Below are 18796 nucleotides of genomic sequence, written 5' to 3' on the forward strand. Positions count from 1 at the left end.
CTGATATTGAAGATATAGAAAACTTAAGGAATTACTATGCGTCACGGTAATAGCAATCGTAAATTAAATCGTACAAGCAGTCATCGTGCTGCAATGTTCCGTAACATGACAACATCTTTGTTGCGTCATGAAATCATCAAAACTACTTTGCCAAAAGCAAAAGAGTTGCGTAAGTTTGCAGAGCCGTTAATTACGCTTAGTAAAACTGCAACTTTGGCAAACCGCCGTCTTGCTTTCGATCGTTTACGTGATCGTGACATCGTAGGTAAATTATTTGCTGAGTTAGGTCCGCGTTACCTAACACGTAATGGTGGTTATCTACGTATCTTGAAATGTGGTTTCCGTAATGGTGACAACGCACCTATGGCTTTAGTAGAGCTAGTTGATCGTCCAGATCCATCAACTGAAGCTGTTGTTGCAGAATAAGAAATTCAAGATGTCTTAAAACTAAAAAACCAGCTAGATTGCTGGTTTTTTAGTTTCTAGCGCATGTGTTTGATTCATTGTTTAATTTGGCTCTTCGGTATTATTTGTTTGATATGAGTTAACACTGTTTCTGTATCAAATGGCCATGCAAGCTCAGTATCTGCGCCGATTACTTGGATAACTGGAATATTTGTGCCGTAAGCTTCTAGTAGTTGGTCGTTATCTGCAATTTCTATTAAATTCCAGCTAATGTCATAATCATTCACTATGCTATTGAGAATTGCTTCTGCTTGCTCGCATAGGTGACAGTGAGATGTAGTATAAAGATTGAGTGCTAACATGGTTGCTGTACTTCCTGTGATGGTATTTGCTACCGTTCAAATATGCTGATTAACTCAGATTTTTTGCCGAATGATTCTATTTTTTATTGAAAATAAATCATAATGGCGTAGTAATTAAATGAAAATAGTATTGGGTCATTATGGCAGACATTCAAGAAACCAAAGAGAGTTTAAGCGAGAGCCTGCAGCAGGTTATCTCGTTACTTGAAAAGCATCGCTTAATTGAGAATATGGTTCACAACCAAGAGATGTCTAATCATGAGCTGATTGAGTCTTTGGTACATAAGCAAAACCTTAATGAACTACAAAAGAAGTTAGAGTTTTTACATCCCGCAGATGTGGCATACATTTTAGAGGCTTTACCTCTAGAGCAGCGTTTGGATGTTTGGGAGCTAGTAAAGGCCGATCGTGATGGCGAGATATTGCTTGAGGTGTCGGATGCTGTAAGGCAGACGCTGATTGCTGACATGGATTCGGATGAGTTGCTGGCGGCGGCTGAGCAGCTAGATACAGATGAGTTGGCTGATCTAGCCCCAGACTTACCTAAAGACGTGCTGCAGGACTTATTAGAAAGTCTTGATGCGCAGAATCGTGCACGTCTGCAATCTGCCTTGTCTTATTCTGATGACGCTGTTGGCTCAATTATGGACTTTGATATTGTCACGATACGTGAAGATATTACTTTGGAAGTAGCTTTACGCTATATGCGCCGATTAGGTGGATTGCCTGATCATACTGATAAGTTGTTTGTGGTTGATCGTGATGATGTATTGCATGGCGTATTGCCACTGAAGAGATTGGTCGTGAGTGACCTAGATGCAAAAGTAGCAGATGTCATGTCTGAAGATGCGGTGATATTTCATCCTGAGGATGTGGCAGACGATGCAGCTAAGGCATTTGAGCGTTATGACTTAGTGACGGCACCTGTTGTTGATGAAAATGGTAAGTTGGTAGGGCGTGTCACGGTCGATGCGGTCATGGATTTGATTCGTGAAGAAGCTGAAAGTGACATGCTTTCTATGGCGGGCTTGCGTGAAGAAGAGGACTTCTTTGCTTCTGTATGGAAATCTGTACAAAATAGGTGGGCATGGCTTGCGATTAACTTGATTACTGCGCTAGTAGCCTCACGTGTGATTGGCTTATTTGAGGGCTCTATTGAGAAAATAGTTGCTTTAGCTGCACTGATGCCTATTGTTGCAGGCGTAGGGGGGAACTCTGGTAATCAAACGACAACGATGATTGTACGTGGCTTAGCATTAGGGCAAGTTGCCTCACATAATATGAAGTCACTGATTACCAAAGAGTTAGGCGTTGCGCTATTAAATGGTTTGCTGTGGGGTAGTGTTATTGGCGCTGTGGCTTATGCGCTTTACGGCAGTTTTCCGTTGGGCTTGGTGATGATGTCAGCAATGACACTTAATCTCTTGTTAGCTGCATTGATGGGCGTTGTTATCCCATTGATGATGAACAAAATAGGACGCGACCCAGCTGTGGGTTCAAGTGTGCTGATTACAGCGATGACAGATAGTGGTGGTTTCTTTATCTTTTTAGGGTTGGCCACTATCTTTTTGATTTAATTCCTAGGTTGATCAAGTATGAGTAATCGTATCGATTTCATTTGGCAGGAAATATTAGCTGATATTGGAACGCCTGTTGCCGGCTGGCAAATTGGTGTGATCGTGATGGCATGTGCAATTGCCTGGATGATTAATGGGGCGATACGTGCCTATGTAATGAGTCATGCGCCTGAGCATTGGAAAATAGGCATAGGCACATTTAATCGTTTGCTGTTTCCATTGTCCACCCTGAGTATTGTTTTGTTCTCAAAATGGATATTAGGACATTGGCAGCATACGACCATGCTTCATCTTGCTAGTAATTTGTTGTTAGCGATGGCAGCGGTCCGATTAGCCGTTTATGCGATGCGTTATATCATTGCGCCAGGTGGCGTGCTCAAAACGCTTGAAAATACCCTTGCTACGCTGATTTGGGTGGTGCTTGCGTTGCATCTGAGTGGGGTGTTGCCAGAAATGCTGGAAACGCTAGAAGCGGTTAAATTTACAATAGGTAAGAACTCAGTTAATTTATTGCTTGTTTTGCAGGGCTTGCTAACCATATTAATTACAATTTTTGTGGCAATGTGGTTAAGTCGCTTTATTGAAAACAAGCTCATGCAGGTTGAGCAGCTCAATGCTAATACACGCGTGATGCTGTCAAAAGTGTTGAGAATCTTCTTATTGTTTATTGCGGTGCTCATTGGGCTTTCTGCCGTTGGCTTAGATCTCACGTTAATCTCAGTGTTTGGTGGTGCGCTAGGCGTAGGCTTGGGTTTTGGTCTACAGCGTATCGCAAGTAACTATGTTAGTGGTTTTATTTTGCTGATGGATAAGTCAATTAGCATTGGTGATATTGTCACGATTGATGTGCATTATGGCGTGATTAGAGATTTACGTACGCGTTATCTAGTATTGCAGAAGCTTGATGGTACTGAAGTCATTATTCCGAATGAAACCTTGATTATCAATCCGGTGATTAACCATTCTTGTATGGATAGGAATACAAGAGTGTTGGTGGCGCTACAGGTTGCTTATGAAAGTGATTTGGATTTGGTACTGGCGCTGTTAATAAAAGCGGCTGAGGATCATCCTAGAGTGTTGGTGACGCCAGCGCCTGGTGCGATTGTGACGGGCTTTGCTGATAGCGGTATTGATGTCAGGCTGACTGTTTGGATTCATGATGCAGAAGAGGGGACGGCTGGTTTGCAGTCAGACCTCTTTTTGGCAGTATGGCGACTGTTTAAGGCAAATGATATTTCTATCCCATATCCGCAAAGAGAAGTGCGTATATTGGGTGGGGCCGTTGCAGATATTTAGGATATTAAATAAGAGTGTCTGTCGCTATTTCATTAAATAATCCTACTACCTAGTCATTCCAGCTTTCGCGTGTGAATAACCAGCTTTGACGTATGAGCCAGCATTTGGCTTCCCCACCTAACTAAGCCGCTAAAGCGGCAAGTTAAGTGTGAAATAATGCGCTTTCGCGCCTCCATTTAGGGCTTTAGCCCTTTAGTGGAGCGGTGATGCCAACTACTGGTACAGTGCATATATTCCATGGGCAAGCCAAATGCTGGCTCAGCTGGTATCTTCCGCGGCGAAGATCTTCACGGCCGGACACGACATTCAATGACTTAAAGACTCTGGATGTCGACTTTTCGTGCTTCCACTTGGCGCTTTAGTGCTTAGTGGGGCGTTGAAGACCTTAACGGTCTCGTCGGTATGACGATTTTGTGCGATGGGGCACAGTATCGGATTATTTGATGGGACAGCTATCACAATAATTTGCATTAATCGTTAGGCAATAAAAAAGCTCACATATAGTGAGCTTTTTTATTGCTGAAATAACGAACTATTTCAATTTTGTTTCTTTGTACATTACGTGCTTGCGTACAACTGGATCAAATTTTTTGATTTCTAATTTGCCTGGCATTGTACGTTTGTTTTTTGTAGTGGTATAGAAATGACCTGTACCAGCACTTGACTCTAATTTGATTTTTTCGCGCATTTTACTTTCCTTTATTTGCTAAGTTAAGTTAGCAGCTTAAATCTTTTGGCCAGCAGCACGCATATCAGCTAAAACAGCATCAATACCGTTTTTGTCGATAGTGCGTAGCGCAGCGTTAGTAATACGCATGCTTACCCAGCGATTTTCGCTCTCAACCCAAAATTTGCGGTTTTGCAAATTAGGTAAAAAACGACGTTTTGTTTTGTTTTGTGCGTGAGAAACATTGTTACCCACCATTGGCTTTTTGCCTGTTACCTGACATACACGTGCCATGGTTATCTCCAAGAACTCTATTTTTGAGAAAGAGCGTGATTATAGTACACATTCTTTATTTGTTTCAAGCTAAATATGTGTTTCTTTTCAGTATATTCACATATTATTTTTTGTTAGTGTTTTCCAGTGCTGCCAAAGCCACCTTCGCCACGTTCTGAAGTATCAAAATCATCTACTACATGGAACTCTGCCTGCACGACTGGCACGATGACCAATTGTGCGATGCGCTCTAGCGGATTTAGCTCGAACGCAGTGTTGCCACGATTCCAGCAGGATACCATCAACTGCCCTTGATAGTCTGAGTCAATAAGCCCAACTAGATTGCCCAGCACGATGCCATGCTTATGGCCTAGCCCTGAGCGCGGTAAGATAAGGGCTGCATAATAAGTGTTGTCGATATGAATCGCCATGCCGGTAGGGATGAGGGTGGTTTCCCCTGGCTGTAAAGTGATGGATGATTCAATACAGGCACGCAGATCTAAACCTGCTGATCCTGGTGTTGCATAGGTTGGAAACTGACTGCGTAAGCGGTCGTCTAGAATTTTTAGATCGATGAGTATGGACATGATGGTGTGCGTTTTTTATTGGGTTTGAGTAAGTGCATATTAAACACTAAATATGTGTAACAAAAAAGCCAGTAATCAATTACTGGCTATTAAATTAGAGTAAGAAAGAATTAGAACTTATATCTTGCATTCAAACCTATCAAATAATTTCTACCTGCGGCAGGTTCAAAAGGAATATTTGCATCGTTAATACGTACAGAGCCAATATATTCTTTATCAAAGAGATTTTCTACACGTAGATATTCTTTAAGTTGCCATTTACCAAGTGCTTGTTCAAATCCTGCGCGGATATTGAAAATAGTATAAGACGGTGCAGACTCTGTGTTGACATCATTCACATATACTTTGCTATTGTAACGACCTTCAAAAGCGGTTCTAAAGCCAAGTGGTGCATACTTCCATGCGATCTCACCATATAACTGTGTTTTATATGTGCCTGGAATGCGATTGCCAGATTGAATATTGGTGCCGCTAGCGGTTACAAAGTCTGAGTCAAATTTAGCGTTTAACAACGAATAGGATAAGAATGATGAGAGGTTGTTATCATACTCTGAACTAATCGATAGTTCAGCACCAGTGCGCTTCGTATCGTTAGCATTTATAAAGGTGGATCTGCCAGCATTAGTTTGGTTGGTGATAATTTCATCTTTTGTGGTGATTCTGAAAATATTAAAATTCACTTGTGTGTTATCGGCAATAAAAGTTTTAGCCCCTATTTCAAAGTTGTTGCTCTCGCTCGGGTTGAGTAATAGGTTGGGTTTGCTTGCAACTCCAGTTGCGACGTTATCAAATGCAGCTTCGATAAAAGTGGGTGTTTCGAAGCCTTTACCAAAATTAGCAAATAAATTGAATGTTGGCGTTACTTTCCAGATGGCACCAATGACAGGCGTTGTTTTTTGATACTCCACTGAACCACTGTTATCACCATTTAGGGTTAGCAGTTTATCTTTCACCTCAAGCTTTACCTTCGTGTGTCTAGCTCCCGCATGGAGGTCTAACTTTTCAGTGACAGCCAGTCGACCTTGAATGTACTGGTCAAAATTCTTGGAAATGTTAGCTTCGTTGCGGTTGGGGGTGCTAACAGTAGCTCCGAGGCTTAAAATATTCGTGTCTAAACGATTATCTTTTGATTCACCATAAGTAAGACCAAGGGTAAAGTTGTATGGCATATGAGCTAGCATGCCATTGTTATCCCAGCGAGCATCCATGCCATAAAACTCACGGTCGATTTCGCTTAAGCGTGCACTCGTGGCGCCTCGAGAAGTTGCTGTTGGTGTGGTTGTTAAAATTTGCGCATTCTTGCGATTGCCTACGTATGGTATCAGAGAGATTTTATTGTTCTGATTGAATGCATGTTCAAAGTTAAAGCCAATCTGCGTATGATCTCTTTTGACACTGGTGTTAGCAAATTTAGCTGCAGGAACGACGTCATCTCGGGTGCTACTATTGAAAGCTCTTGCTCTATCTAAGCCAATAGGGTCTTGGGCTTCTTGCTCGAACCAGTTTACTAAAGTTGTTAGTTTTGTATCGTCACTAATATTAATTTTGAACTTTGCTGTGGCTTGTTGTTTCTTGCCTGAACTGAAATCACGATAGCCGTCAGTTTCAAAGTTGGACGTATTTACAATATATTCAATCTTTTCTGCTGTACCAGCTGCTTCAAGAATTTGTCTTTTGGTACCGTAGCTACCAAACATCGCAGTGCCATCAATCTCGGTAGTTTTTGGCGCATCTTTTGTTAGCATTTGGATAACACCGCCCGAAGAGTTTCCGTAGAGTGCTGAAAAAGGTCCTCGCATTACTTCTACACTTTTTACCATTGATAAATCCACTACACCTGGCTGGCCTTGGCCATCAGGCATAGTCAAAGGGATGCCGTCTACATAAACACGTACGCCGCGTACACCAAAGCTAGAGCGAGAGCCAAAGCCGCGGCTGGATATTTGAGGATCTTGTGACTGGTTTGTACGATTTTGTGCTGTGATGCCTGGCACCCTAATTAAGCTTTCAGAAAGCGTCATTTGTAATTGACCATCATGAAGGTCTTTACTTTCGACCACATCGATTGCAACTGGTAGATCGAAGCTATTTTGCTCTACACGAGTTGCGGTCACTACGACTGGTGAGGTGGTGATTTTGTGTGTGATAGCCTCTTCTGCGCGGACGTGGTGGCTAATGCCGAGGGTGCTAATGACGGCTAGCGAAAGTAATTTGATTGGGAACGTGTTGGTGTGCGACATGGTAGACCTTAGCTGATTAATCTATTGATAAGTATTGGGTGCGATTTTAATCGCTAACTTGCATAATAGAATCATGATTTTCATGAGTTTTTTGATATCAGTAGCGCAGTTTGATACAGGTCAAACTGCGCTACTGATGGGAGGTATTTAAATGCGAGGTTATTTAATTTGAAGCATGTCAGCGACATGCTTCAATATTGATCTTGCTACTTCTATTTTGGCGGCTGGCTCAATTGAGTGCGTGCCGCTGTCGTCTAGAAGAGTTACTTTGTTATTGTCGCCGCCCATTGCGTCGCTAGTTAGGTTGGCGACAATTAAAGGAAGTTTTTTCTTTTGCCGTTTTGCTTCTGCAAACGCCAATAGGTTTTCGGTTTCGGCGGCAAAGCCCACACAGAATGGCGGATTAGGTAAGCTGGCGACTTCTGCTAGTATATCTTTGTTGAGTTTGAGCGCTAGTGACAGTGACTGCTCACTTTTCTTAATTTTTTGTGGCTGAGAGTTGATTGGGCTGTAGTCTGCAACCGCTGCGACACCAATAAAAATGTCTTGGTTTGCGATGTTTTGCATCACGCTTTGATACATAGCGCCTGCGGATGTTGCTGCAATATTACGCACACCTGTTGGCGGGTTAAGTGCTGTTGCGCCACTGACTAGTGTGACGTCTGCTCCCATTTCAAACGCCGCTTGCGCGATGGCGTACCCCATCTTCCCAGAGCTTAAATTTGTAATGGCACGTACAGGGTCTATCATTTCTAAGGTAGCGCCAGCCGTAATCAGTATTTTTTTACCTTTTAGTCGTTTTGGTTGGAAATGCGCTGCGATTAAATAGTGTAAGTCTTCTGCTTCTAGCATACGGCCTAAGCCAACCTCGCCACACGCTTGTTCACCGCTATCTGGCCCAAGTATGTGGATGCCATCGCTGACTAGTTGAGCGATATTGCGCTGGGTGGCAGGGTTTTCCCACATTTGTTTATTCATGGCGGGCGCGACCAGTAATTCACAGTCTCTCGCTAGGCATAGGGTGGAAAGTAAATCATCAGCACGACCGTGTACGAGTTTTGCAATAAAGTCAGCACTTGCTGGTGCAATGACGATTGCATCGGCTGCGCGGCTTAGTTCAATGTGTGGCATGCCATTAGGAATGGATGCGTCCCACATGTCTGTGAATACGGGTTTACCGGATAAGGCTTGCATCGTGACGGTTGAAATAAACTGGCAAGCGGCTTGTGTCATAACGACTTGCACATCAATATTATTTTTTATTAACAGGCGTACGAGTTCGGCTGCTTTGTAGGCGGCGATTCCTCCGGTGATTCCCAATACGATTGATTTTTTATTTTGCATAATGCTGGTCATTGATGTAAGTCTTTCATTCTAATACGAACATTGTTTTGTATAAAATATTCTTTATGCTTAATTGAAACGAAAGAAAATGTTTTATAGTAGATATCATATAAAACCAATAACATTCATGTGACCTAATACACAATGTGGCGTAAATTCCGAATTATTATTCTGTTGTTAATTTTGGCAACAGTCGTGCAAGAGGTCTGGTTGGATAAAGCTGACATGGCTTGGAAGCATAATTTTTATGTCGCCATTTATCCAATCAATGCAGATGGCAGCGACAAAGTTGGCGCTTACTTACGCACGTTGAGCCGTGATGATTTTGAACCGATGGCGGAGTATTTTGCAGAAGAAGCTACGTCCTATGGGGTAGGTTTACGACGACCGATAGAAGTGCAATTGGGCGCAGTGGTGGATGAACTGCCGCCAGAGCCACCTGGAAATGGCAGCATATTAAGCACGATGATATGGAGTTTAAAATTTAGATTCTTTGCTTGGCAAAATAGCCCTAAGGTGAATATCAGGCCTGATATACGTTTGTATTTGCTTTATCACGATCCTGAAAATAACAGGGTATTGGGGCATTCGACTGCACTGAATAAAGGGCGAATCGGCCGTGTGAATTTGTTTGCTAGCCCTGCCTATGCAAAAAAGAACTTGGTGGTCACCGCACATGAGTTGTTGCATACCTTGAATGCAACGGATAAGTACGATTTGCAGAATACTTTACCTGTTTATCCTGATGGGTATGCTGAGCCAGATAAAATGCCACTATATCCACAAAACTTTGCTGAGCTCATGGGCGGCCGTATCCCCCAAAATGAAACCGAGGCAGATATTCCCAAAAGCTTGAAGCATACTGTGATTGGGGAAAAGAGTGCACGTGAAATTGGATGGTTACGTTAACCACCCTTAGCCATCACCTGAAGATGTTAGCAAAGAGTGCAGCGATGGTAAGCGTTGATAAGATTAAATCTGCACACAAATATAAAGAAGAGGGGTATTAAGTGGCGATAACTGACTGGCCTGCAAGTGAGCGACCTAGAGAGAAGTTAATCGAATTAGGGGCTGATGCTTTATCTGATGCAGAATTGTTAGCGATTTTCTTGCGTGTAGGCGTGACAGGTAAAAGTGCCGTAGATTTGGCGCGTGACTTACTCAGCCAGTTTGGTAGTCTTAATGGTATCTTTGCGGCGAGTGAGCGAGAGCTAAGCCAGGTACATGGGATTGGAAGCAGTAAATATGTGCAATTACAGGCGATATTTGAAATGAGTCGTCGCGCGTTGAGTGAACAATTGCAGCAACGCGATGTATTTCAGTCGCCACAACAGGTGCGCGATTATTTAGTGCTTAAATTAGGTGCACTCACGCGAGAAGTCTTTATGGTATTGTTTTTAGATGCGCAAAATCGCTTGCACGCTGCCGAGGAGTTATTTAGCGGTACGCTTACCCAAACTAGCGTTTACCCAAGGGAAGTGGTGAAGCGCGCGATTCATCATAACGCCGCAAGTGTTAATTTTGCGCATAACCACCCTTCAGGTGTTGCACAACAGAGTGCTGCGGATGAACTGCTAACACAACAGTTGAAGCAAGCGTTGGCGTTGGTCGATGTGCGTGTGTTAGATCATTTTATTGTGGCTGGTAACCAAACACTTTCGTTTGCTGAACGTGGTTTGCTGTAAACAAAAAAGCTAAAAGTTAATGATTGGAAAAGGTGTATGTTAATTGATAATGCGCACTGGTTGAATTTAGCGGTTGCCTTAGGTATCGGTTTGTTGATTGGGGCAGAGCGTGAACGTAGTAAGGGTGATCGCGGCGATAGAACGATTGCAGGCGTGCGCACCTTTACGATTGCATCTTTACTTGGCGCGGTTAGTACATCGGTTGATTTCTGGCTGCTCGTTGTTTCCATTATCTGTGTGACTGTTTTTGTGGCAACAGCGTATTTTACGAGAAAAGATGAAGACCCCGGATTAACGACAGAGATTAGCCTTGTTTTTACTGTGATTTTGGGAGGCTTGGCGATGACTACCCCTTCAATGGCGGCTAGCTTGGCTGTTGCCGCTGCGATATTGCTTGCCGCAAAACAGCCTATTCATGGCTTTGTGCGAGGCGTTGTCACTAAAGATGAAATGATAGACTTCTTGATTCTTGCCGCGGCTACCTTGATAGTTTTACCTTTGGTACCCAATGCTTTGGTGGGGCCATTTGATGCTGTTAACCCGCGTAATTTATGGTTAATCGTGATATTAGTCATGTTTATTGGCGCACTTGGGCACTTAGCATTGCGTTTACTGGGTAGCCGCACGGGTTTGCCTTTGGTTGGTTTGGTGTCGGGCTTTATTTCCAGTATTGCTACCATTGGTGCGATGGGTGCACGCGTCAAAAAAACACCTGACTTAATAGGCACTGCGGTCGCCGGTGCTACTTTATCAAGTTTATCGACAGTGCTTCAATTGGCGATGTTGCTGGCGGCCATTCACCCACCTACTTTGCATGCATTAACAATGCCCTTATTGTTTGGGGGGGTATCAATCGCGCTATATGGGCTTGTGGTGACGTTGAATTCATTTAATCAGCAGAGCGAAGAGCTAAGCAGGCACAGCAGATCATTTAGTGTTAAAACCGCGCTGACGCTTGCTGTTGTGATTGCTGTCGTGTTGATTGCATCAGCAGCGCTTAAAGCGTGGTTTGGGCAAGCTGGGTTGGTCGTCGCATCTGCAGTGGCTGGATTAGCAGATGTTCATGCGTCTACTATTTCGGTAGCATCTTTGGCCGCGAGTAGTAAAATTACTGCTGCAAATGCCGCGGTGCCAATATTAGTTGCTTTTTCAGTCAATGCCATCTCTAAAGTGGTGACAGCGGCTGTGACTGGCGGACGGCTGTTTTTTCAACAAGTGACATTAGGACTAGTGATGCAGGTGTCTGCACTTTGGCTTGGCTGGTGGCTGTTTTAGCACTCACTTTATTAAGCAATATCGCTGGTGTTGAATGTTACTGACGATATAGCCTGCTGGTGTCATTACATCAGCATGTTTTGTGAACAAAGTTCAGTTAAAACAATTAGTTCCAACATTTTAGGTGGTAGTGATAAGCCTATGTGCTTTATACTGCTATCAATCCCAAAAATTTAAATCAAAACGTTTAATTACATCATGAATCAACATATAAAAACAATTCTTTGGATCGCGGTGGCAATGCTAGGTGCATTCGCTGTGGCAGGTATTGCACTGAATCGTGGGGAAAGCATTAATGCATTATGGTTGATTACTGCTGCAGTATGTATCTATGCGATAGCTTACCGCTTTTATGCGGCTTGGATTGCTGCAAAGGTGCTGGTAATTGATGAAACGCGGGCCACACCAGCTGAGCGCTTAGATAATGGCCGAGATTTTGTGCCGACCAATAAGTGGGTGGTGTTTGGCCACCATTTTGCTGCAATTGCAGGCCCTGGCCCCCTAATCGGACCAACACTCGCCGCACAGTTTGGTTATCTACCGGGTACTTTGTGGATTTTGATTGGTGCCGTATTGGGCGGTGCGGTACAAGATATGGTCACCTTGTTTTTCTCTACGCGGCGCAATGGGCGTAGCTTGGGGCAAATGGCACGAGATGAAATTGGCATGGTAGGCGGCAGTGCTGCGCTTATCGGTACATTTTTAATCATGATTATCTTAATTGCGGTACTTGGCTTGGTCGTGGTCAATGCCATGAAGCATAGCCCTTGGGCAACTTCAACGGTGGCTGCAACCATACCGATTGCGATGATTGTTGGTGTTTATATGCGTAATATTCGTCCCGGTAGAGTATTAGAAGCTTCTATTATCGGCGTGGTGCTATTGTTGCTTTCGGTCGTGCTAGGGGGCTGGGTTGATCATCATGAAACGTTGCGCCCACTGTTTGACCATGATGGCCTACCTTTAGCTTATGCCATTATTCTGTATGGTTTTGCTGCGGCCGTATTGCCTGTGTGGCTATTATTGGCACCGCGTGATTACCTTTCTACCTTTATGAAGCTTGGTACCATCATCTTGCTAGCAGTTGCCATTGTGATCTTGCGCCCAGAGATTCATATGCCAGCGGTCACACAATTTGTGGATGGAACCGGACCAATTTTTGGCGGAAAACTGTTTCCTTTTGTCTTTATTACGATTGCTTGTGGCGCCATTTCCGGATTTCACGCATTAATTGCCTCAGGCACTACGCCAAAGCTATTAGGCAATGAACGCGATATTCGTATGATTGGTTACGGTGGCATGTTGCTTGAAAGCTTTGTTGCCATCATGGCAATGATTGCCGCGACCGTATTAGACCCAGGCGTATTTTTTGCCATTAATAGCCCTGCAGGCGTAGTTGGTAAAGAGGCTGTTGATGCAGTTGCCAAAATCAACAGCTGGGGTTTTGCGGTGACGGTAGAGCAAATGCAACAGCTTGCCAGTGATATGGGCGAAACGACTTTGTTTTCTCGTACTGGCGGTGCGCCAAGCTTAGCGGTGGGTATGGCGAGCATTTTTGGCAGTGCCTTCGGTAAAGAGTTATTAGCACTTTGGTATCACTTTGCCATTATGTTTGAGGCGATATTCATTCTTACCACGCTGGATGCAGGTACGCGGGTCGGCCGGTTTATGTTGCAAGATTTATTAGGCAACTTTAATAAAAAGCTGGGTGAAACCTCATATACCCCTTCTGTGATATTAACTAGTAGTATTGTGGTGGCAGGGTGGGGCTACTTTTTATACATAGGCGTGATTGATCCCAATGGGGGTGTCAATATTTTATGGCCATTGTTTGGGATAGCGAACCAAATGCTTGCAGCCATTGCCTTATGTGTAGCGACTGGTATTTTGGTTAAATCTGGTAAGTTGCGATACGCTTGGGTGACTGGGGTGCCGTTAGTTTGGCTGGTGACGATTACGACGACTGCTGCTTATGAAAAGATCTTTAGTGCGGATGTGCGGGTGGGCTTTTTTGCAGCAGCCAATGATATGTCCGCCAAATTAGCTGCTGGACTACTACCTGCTGATAAAGCGGCAGTTGCGCAGCAATTGATATTTAACCAGCATTTAGATGCTTATTTAACTTTATTTTTTATTGTTGTACTTTGGGTGGTGATACTGGATATGGTTCGGTTATGTCTGCGTTATTTGGGCGGAAAGCCAGTGTTGAAACTCTCTGAAGTACCGCATGAGCCAAGTCGCTTAGTAGAGAATTGGGTACGAGATTAGAAAGACAAAAATGTTCAATATGTTCAAAAAGCTATGGTGTTTTGTCCGTCATGTTTCGGGTGATGACGCGTATGAACAGTACTTGAAACACCATGCTGAATTTCACCAAGCAACGGTAGATACTCCGCCTGCACTGTCACGCAAGGCGTTTTTTAAACTATGGCAAGATAGTAAATGGAAAGGCATTAATCGGTGCTGTTAGGCGCGATTGTTACAAAGCCTCTAGATGAGGCACAGGCTTCTCGTGTCATTGAAATGGCTTGGGAAGACCGCACACCTTTTGAAGCAATTGCATTTCAGTTTGGTTTGAATCAAGATGGTGTCATTAAGCTGATGCGCGCTCATTTGAAGCACAGCTCATTCAAGTTATGGCGTGAGCGTACACATGGGAAAATCACTAAGCATGCAAAACTCAGATCTAATGCGGTCACTAGGCATAAAGCTAACCATCGTGTAAAACAGTTTTAACATTAACTAATGAAAAACGTTTAATACTGGCCTGACTGTTTCCATCAGTATTTAATACGAACGTCTGCGATCCTCATCCACTTGTGCCGTTGCCATTCTGCGTTCCGGCCCTGCATATTCCACATACTCATCATAACTTAGCTCAGTCACTTCAAAGTCTGATTTTGAGTGGCTGTTATGGGTGATAATGAGTTCAGGGTTAACAGGTGGTGTGTTGGCCGCTTGATGGTTCCTAAAAAACACATGCTTTAGAAATTTCTTAATCATGGCACTCCTTAAATTAACAGATAGATGACCCGTCAAATAATAAGCCCAATGATAGCGTTAGCCAAGTTAACAATTGTTAATTAACCCAATGTGAGCAAATGAAGAAAGCTGATGTTAAAAATGAATGTACCTTAAGTATTGCAAATAGCAACTAGGTACACCCATGATTTGATGGTTCAATAAAGTATTGAGCCATGAGTGTTTGACGCCTAGCAATAATTAAAACGCACGTCTTTTATTGCAAAAGACAAACATGACCACGCCAATTAAAACCATAGGTAAACTTAGCCATTGCCCCATGCTTAAGCCCATGGATAGCAAGCCTAGGTAATCATCTGGCTCACGTGTGTACTCTACGATAAATCTAAAGCTACCATAACCTATCAAGAATAGTGCTGAGATCGTGCCTGTTGCTCGCGGCTTTGCGGAATATATCCAAAGAATTAAGAACAGCAAAACACCTTCCAATGCAAATTCATAAAGCTGAGAAGGGTGGCGTAATGCGTCGTCAACTTTAGGGAAAATCATTCCAAATTGACTATTGGTGACTCTGCCCCATAGCTCTGCATTGATAAAATTACCCATACGGCCAGCACCTAAACCAATAGGTACTAATGGCGCAACAAAATCCATTGTTTTAAGCCAGTTTTGTGGATACTTTCTGCCAAAAAGCCACATCGCCACCAGTACGCCTAAAAAACCACCGTGAAAGCTCATGCCGCCTTGCCATACTGCAAAAATCTCTGTTGGGTGCTCAGTAAAATAGCTTAATTGATAAAACAATACATAGCCTAAGCGCCCACCAAGAATCACCCCTAACGCACCAAAAAACAGTGCGTCATCAAGCATTTGGTTTGTCCAACCATGCCATTTTCGGTGGTTAATTTGATACTTGCCTAAGGCCAAAAATGCCAAAAATCCAAGCAAATACATTAAGCCATACCAATGGATGCCAAAAGATCCAAGGTGAATGGCAATAGGGTCAAACTGCGGGTGAACAAACATGTGAACTAACATCAATTGAATAGAGGTGTGATTTTACCTAAGTTTTGATACTTCACAACGACTTAGTTGCATGGAGCTAACTTCGATAGCCGCTTAAACTTGGGGCTAGAAATGATTCAATCGCGATTTTATGAATGGTAATTTCTTGATTTGATCGTATCTAATCAAGCGCACGCTGCATAGGTGACGCTATTTTGCTGCAACACAATATGCACACACTTGCTTGCGCTAAGGTTACCAATAGTCTCTGCATTAGAGGCTAAGTAATTTGCATAGCTAACAATCCTGATTGCTCTTGAGACGTCTTGTGGCAGAGCGATAGCTGTTGATGCGGTCGATGGGGGTATTTGGAGGCTAACGACCTTAATCCCATGCCCAAGATTGGTCAAAAGTGCCGATTTATTAGCGAACCATGCTTGCGAGTTGTTTGGGAGTAGTGCTGTTAGATGATGGTCATAAATTAGTACGATGTCTACGGCAGTGGCGGAGCCTGCATTTGCGTCATTTTGCGCTGATATCTGCACTTGATGTAATGGTGTTTTGGCACTAGGACTAATCGTATCGCCAATAGAACAGGCGTTCAGTAGGCAAGCTACGGTAATGAGTGCTGTTGAGTAAAGGTTAAAGTGCATGATGTATGACCTAAATGGCTGCATATCCAGCTAAGTAGCGCATGTATCAATGCGATACTGATTTTGAGAATACATTGATGACGATTACGCCAGCTACAATGAGCAGTAAACCAATAACAGCCGGAAAATCTAACGGTTGTTGGAAATATAACCATGAGATGAGTGCGATTAGCGCGACGCCAACCCCTGACCATATGGCATAGGCAATACCAATTGGAATCACATTTAGCGTTAAAGATAAGAAATAAAATGCGGATGCGTAGCCGGTAATTACAATGATTGATGGCCATAAGCGCGTAAATCCTGCGGAGGACTTTAATGCGGAAGTCGCGATGACTTCGCTAATAATTGCAATAACAAGAAAAATCCATTTTTGCATAAATGCCTTTTAATCACTAATGTTTGAATAATGGGTTAGGTGTATCTTTATTTAATGTACGTTATTTAATCCGCGTTATTTAACCCACGTTGTATAAGGGTGTTGCGCCAGATTCGAGTTGTAATAGCGAGGGTCATCAGTCACTTCTTTACCAATCCAGCTGGGTTTTTCAAATGATTGCGTTTCACTTTGCAACTCAATTTCAGCAACAACTAGTCCTGAATTTTCACCTTGAAATTCGTCTACTTCCCATTTAAACCCTTTGTAGTCGCATATACGTCTTATTTTCTGGATAATTGGTCGTTCGCACAAATCCAAAAGACTTTCTGCATCAGCTAGTGGAATTTCATATTCAAATTCGGTTCGGGTAGCGCCATGCGTTGCGCCTTTAATGGTAAGAAAACCTTGTTCGCCTGCAACTCTAACTCGTACGGTTCGGTTTTTATCTCGATTCAGATAGCCTTGGCTAAATTTAACGCCAGCAGCAAGCTGCCACTCGTTTCCAATCACTAAGAATTTTCTTTCAATTTCTAAAGCCATATATCTAGATATACCTAAGGTTTGAATTAAGACGCACTATTTAAGTGCTATGCCGGAACTCTGGATTAAGTAAATCAAATTTACTTTTCACGAACAATGTTGCCCTCAAGAACGTAACGTTCTTTGCCATCAATGGTTGAATAGACTTTCATGTTTTTTAAGTCAATCGCCTGAGAGACATTGATGCCTGTTTTTTCTACCCAAGTAGCAAAGTAAACCTTGTCAGCAAGCTTAAAGCGCTGAGGTTTTTCTTCTCCATTGGCACCTTTTTCTGAGCCTTCAACACACGCCCATTGCATGGTTTTATTATCATTGACGGTCACTCTATAGGTGTTGCCACCTTTGTACTTGTATAGAAACTGACCAATATACGCCTCTGACGCTTGTGCAATAGAAGATAAACTAGAAATCAATAATCCGATAAATACAAATTTTAACTGATACATTTTATTTGCCTAAGGTTTGAATTAGTGGGCTTTAGCCGGCCCCAGCTTTAATGATAGATTATGCCTGACAGTTACTCTTTCCACTGTGGATTCCATACAACCTCCCAAAGATGACCATCTGGGTCTTGAAAATATCCGGAATACCCACCCCAAAATGTATCATGAGCAGACTTAACAATAATAGCACCTGCTGATTTTGCTTGCTCCATCACTGCATCAACTTCTGCCTTTGAAGAGACGTTGTGCCCTAGCGTCATTTTAGTTGAACTAGCTGGCGCAACTGGCAGGCCTGAGTCATGTGAGATGCTTTTTCTTGGCCAGAGGGCTAGACGCAATCCACCTTGGAGTTGAATGAAAACAACCGCACCATACTCAAACTCTTTACCAATAATACCTTCTGTAGGAAATCCAAGCCCTTCTCGATAAAAGCGCAGGGACTCCTCAAGGTCGTTAACACCAATCGTGATGACGGTAATGCTAGGTTTCATTTCCAATTACTCTCTTAGCCAGTCCTGCCTAAACGAGGGGTTAGATATTTTTTGCAATGATGTGAGTAGGAATGTTGTCAATGCTTGATTGATTCTTATCTTCCCAATACGCCATCAGGCCGTCCTCACCTTTTTTCTTAGCCCAATCCGAAAGCAGCTCTCTGCCTTCTATATGGTCGTAACGCGGCACAGCCATTCCACAAGAAGTTTGTACCAATTCGATGGATAGATCAAATATCTGGCGTGCGCCAGGCAAGGGATTGAAATGAGAAAAAAGATCATTCCAATCATCATCTTTTATGTGGACAACTCTAGCCGATCCGTAAAGACGAAGAATAAGAGGCGGGCCATCAAATGCACAAAACATAATAGTCATGCGTGGATTTAGCTGAACGTGAGCGGATGTTTCATTGCCACTCCCCGTTACGTTGAGCCAAATTACTCGATGATTGTTTAACACCCGAAAAGAATCCATTCCTTTGGGAGAAACATTAACTCGACTATCTGACGTAGCAGTGCCCACGAAAAATATTTTCTGCTCCGCAATGAACTCAATCAATCGTTCAGAGAGTGCTTCGTATTGCTTACCCAT

23 protein-coding genes are annotated in these 18796 nt (G+C 43.1%); 9 read left to right on the forward strand and 14 right to left on the reverse strand.

Annotation, left to right across the window (positions count from 1 at the left end; genetic code table 11):
* The first annotated feature begins 36 nt into the window (after nucleotides 1-36).
* Nucleotides 37-426 (forward strand): 50S ribosomal protein L17, encoded by a 390-nt coding sequence (rplQ, locus tag FG24_RS05975; protein ID WP_036301940.1) that lies wholly within the window; start codon nucleotides 37-39, stop codon nucleotides 424-426.
* Between the two features lie 74 nt (nucleotides 427-500).
* Here rplQ and FG24_RS05980 read toward each other — a convergent pair whose 3' ends face one another.
* Nucleotides 501-767 carry a glutaredoxin family protein gene (locus FG24_RS05980; protein ID WP_036301942.1) on the reverse strand — a complete coding sequence of 89 codons (267 nt, stop codon included), beginning with the start codon at nucleotides 765-767 and terminating at the stop codon, nucleotides 501-503.
* A 140-nt stretch (nucleotides 768-907) separates the two neighbouring features.
* Between FG24_RS05980 and mgtE the strand changes: the two genes are divergently transcribed.
* Nucleotides 908-2344 (forward strand): magnesium transporter, encoded by a 1437-nt coding sequence (gene mgtE, locus FG24_RS05985; protein WP_036301944.1) that lies wholly within the window; start codon nucleotides 908-910, stop codon nucleotides 2342-2344.
* A gap of 18 nt (nucleotides 2345-2362) precedes the next feature.
* On the forward strand, nucleotides 2363-3640 hold the full coding sequence (locus FG24_RS05990) for a mechanosensitive ion channel family protein (protein ID WP_036301946.1): 1278 nt from the start codon (nucleotides 2363-2365) through the stop codon (nucleotides 3638-3640).
* 532 nt (nucleotides 3641-4172) lie between these two features.
* Here FG24_RS05990 and rpmG read toward each other — a convergent pair.
* The 5 genes from rpmG to coaBC all read right to left on the reverse strand — a co-directional run bounded on the left by rpmG (nucleotide 4173) and on the right by coaBC (nucleotide 8751).
* Nucleotides 4173-4328, reverse strand: coding sequence for a 50S ribosomal protein L33 (gene rpmG, locus FG24_RS05995; protein WP_015831324.1), 156 nt, complete (start codon nucleotides 4326-4328; stop codon nucleotides 4173-4175).
* A gap of 36 nt (nucleotides 4329-4364) precedes the next feature.
* Nucleotides 4365-4601 carry a 50S ribosomal protein L28 gene (gene rpmB, locus FG24_RS06000; RefSeq protein ID WP_019899727.1) on the reverse strand — a complete coding sequence of 79 codons (237 nt, stop codon included), beginning with the start codon at nucleotides 4599-4601 and terminating at the stop codon, nucleotides 4365-4367.
* A gap of 113 nt (nucleotides 4602-4714) precedes the next feature.
* Nucleotides 4715-5167: a dUTP diphosphatase gene (gene dut, locus FG24_RS06005; protein ID WP_036301948.1), complete on the reverse strand. Its 453-nt coding sequence runs from the start codon at nucleotides 5165-5167 to the stop codon at nucleotides 4715-4717.
* 110 nt (nucleotides 5168-5277) lie between these two features.
* On the reverse strand, nucleotides 5278-7407 hold the full coding sequence (locus tag FG24_RS06010) for a TonB-dependent receptor family protein (protein WP_036301950.1): 2130 nt from the start codon (nucleotides 7405-7407) through the stop codon (nucleotides 5278-5280).
* Between the two features lie 159 nt (nucleotides 7408-7566).
* Nucleotides 7567-8751 carry a bifunctional phosphopantothenoylcysteine decarboxylase/phosphopantothenate--cysteine ligase CoaBC gene (coaBC, locus tag FG24_RS06015; RefSeq protein WP_235189723.1) on the reverse strand — a complete coding sequence of 395 codons (1185 nt, stop codon included), beginning with the start codon at nucleotides 8749-8751 and terminating at the stop codon, nucleotides 7567-7569.
* A 144-nt stretch (nucleotides 8752-8895) separates the two neighbouring features.
* Here coaBC and FG24_RS06020 point away from each other — a divergent pair, with 144 nt between their 5' ends.
* The 6 genes from FG24_RS06020 (at nucleotide 8896) to FG24_RS06045 (ending at nucleotide 14447) form a co-directional block, all read left to right on the forward strand.
* Nucleotides 8896-9660 (forward strand): hypothetical protein, encoded by a 765-nt coding sequence (locus FG24_RS06020; RefSeq protein ID WP_036301953.1) that lies wholly within the window; start codon nucleotides 8896-8898, stop codon nucleotides 9658-9660.
* 101 nt (nucleotides 9661-9761) lie between these two features.
* Entirely contained in the window at nucleotides 9762-10436 is a 675-nt protein-coding gene (gene radC, locus FG24_RS06025) for a RadC family protein (RefSeq protein WP_036301955.1), read from the forward strand.
* A 36-nt stretch (nucleotides 10437-10472) separates the two neighbouring features.
* Nucleotides 10473-11711: an MgtC/SapB family protein gene (locus FG24_RS06030; protein ID WP_036301957.1), complete on the forward strand. Its 1239-nt coding sequence runs from the start codon at nucleotides 10473-10475 to the stop codon at nucleotides 11709-11711.
* A 198-nt stretch (nucleotides 11712-11909) separates the two neighbouring features.
* Entirely contained in the window at nucleotides 11910-13979 is a 2070-nt protein-coding gene (locus tag FG24_RS06035; RefSeq protein ID WP_036301960.1) for a carbon starvation CstA family protein, read from the forward strand.
* A gap of 19 nt (nucleotides 13980-13998) precedes the next feature.
* Nucleotides 13999-14181, forward strand: a complete 183-nt coding sequence (locus FG24_RS06040; RefSeq protein WP_369797042.1) for a CstA-like transporter-associated (seleno)protein — start codon at nucleotides 13999-14001, stop codon at nucleotides 14179-14181.
* Complete coding sequence (locus FG24_RS06045) at nucleotides 14172-14447, forward strand: TIGR03643 family protein (RefSeq protein WP_081880947.1); 276 nt, start codon at nucleotides 14172-14174, stop codon at nucleotides 14445-14447. Before FG24_RS06040 ends, FG24_RS06045 begins: the two co-directional genes overlap by 10 nt.
* A 51-nt stretch (nucleotides 14448-14498) precedes the next feature.
* Here the strand turns inward: FG24_RS06045 and FG24_RS06050 are convergent, their stop codons facing one another.
* The 8 genes from FG24_RS06050 to FG24_RS06085 all read right to left on the reverse strand — a co-directional run bounded on the left by FG24_RS06050 (nucleotide 14499) and on the right by FG24_RS06085 (nucleotide 18796).
* Nucleotides 14499-14714: a hypothetical protein gene (locus FG24_RS06050; protein ID WP_036301964.1), complete on the reverse strand. Its 216-nt coding sequence runs from the start codon at nucleotides 14712-14714 to the stop codon at nucleotides 14499-14501.
* A gap of 219 nt (nucleotides 14715-14933) precedes the next feature.
* Nucleotides 14934-15719 carry a prolipoprotein diacylglyceryl transferase gene (gene lgt / locus FG24_RS06055; protein WP_036301966.1) on the reverse strand — a complete coding sequence of 262 codons (786 nt, stop codon included), beginning with the start codon at nucleotides 15717-15719 and terminating at the stop codon, nucleotides 14934-14936.
* Nucleotides 15720-15883: 164 nt separating this feature from the next.
* Nucleotides 15884-16351, reverse strand: coding sequence for a hypothetical protein (locus FG24_RS06060; protein WP_051901448.1), 468 nt, complete (start codon nucleotides 16349-16351; stop codon nucleotides 15884-15886).
* Nucleotides 16352-16397: 46 nt separating this feature from the next.
* A complete protein-coding gene (locus tag FG24_RS06065; RefSeq protein WP_036301967.1) occupies nucleotides 16398-16730 on the reverse strand; it encodes an SMR family transporter in 333 nt (110 codons plus the stop codon).
* Between the two features lie 75 nt (nucleotides 16731-16805).
* A complete protein-coding gene (locus tag FG24_RS06070) occupies nucleotides 16806-17270 on the reverse strand; it encodes a CYTH domain-containing protein (RefSeq protein WP_036301968.1) in 465 nt (154 codons plus the stop codon).
* Between the two features lie 80 nt (nucleotides 17271-17350).
* Nucleotides 17351-17716 (reverse strand): phenolic acid decarboxylase, encoded by a 366-nt coding sequence (locus tag FG24_RS06075; protein WP_036301970.1) that lies wholly within the window; start codon nucleotides 17714-17716, stop codon nucleotides 17351-17353.
* 71 nt (nucleotides 17717-17787) lie between these two features.
* Entirely contained in the window at nucleotides 17788-18204 is a 417-nt protein-coding gene (locus FG24_RS06080; RefSeq protein WP_036301971.1) for a VOC family protein, read from the reverse strand.
* Nucleotides 18205-18244: 40 nt separating this feature from the next.
* The gene (locus FG24_RS06085; RefSeq protein WP_036301973.1) at nucleotides 18245-18796 is read right to left on the reverse strand and encodes a pyridoxamine 5'-phosphate oxidase family protein; all 552 of its coding nucleotides are present in this window, start codon (nucleotides 18794-18796) and stop codon (nucleotides 18245-18247) included.

The organism is Methylotenera sp. L2L1 (assembly GCF_000744605.1).
Lineage (GTDB): Bacteria > Pseudomonadota > Gammaproteobacteria > Burkholderiales > Methylophilaceae > Methylotenera.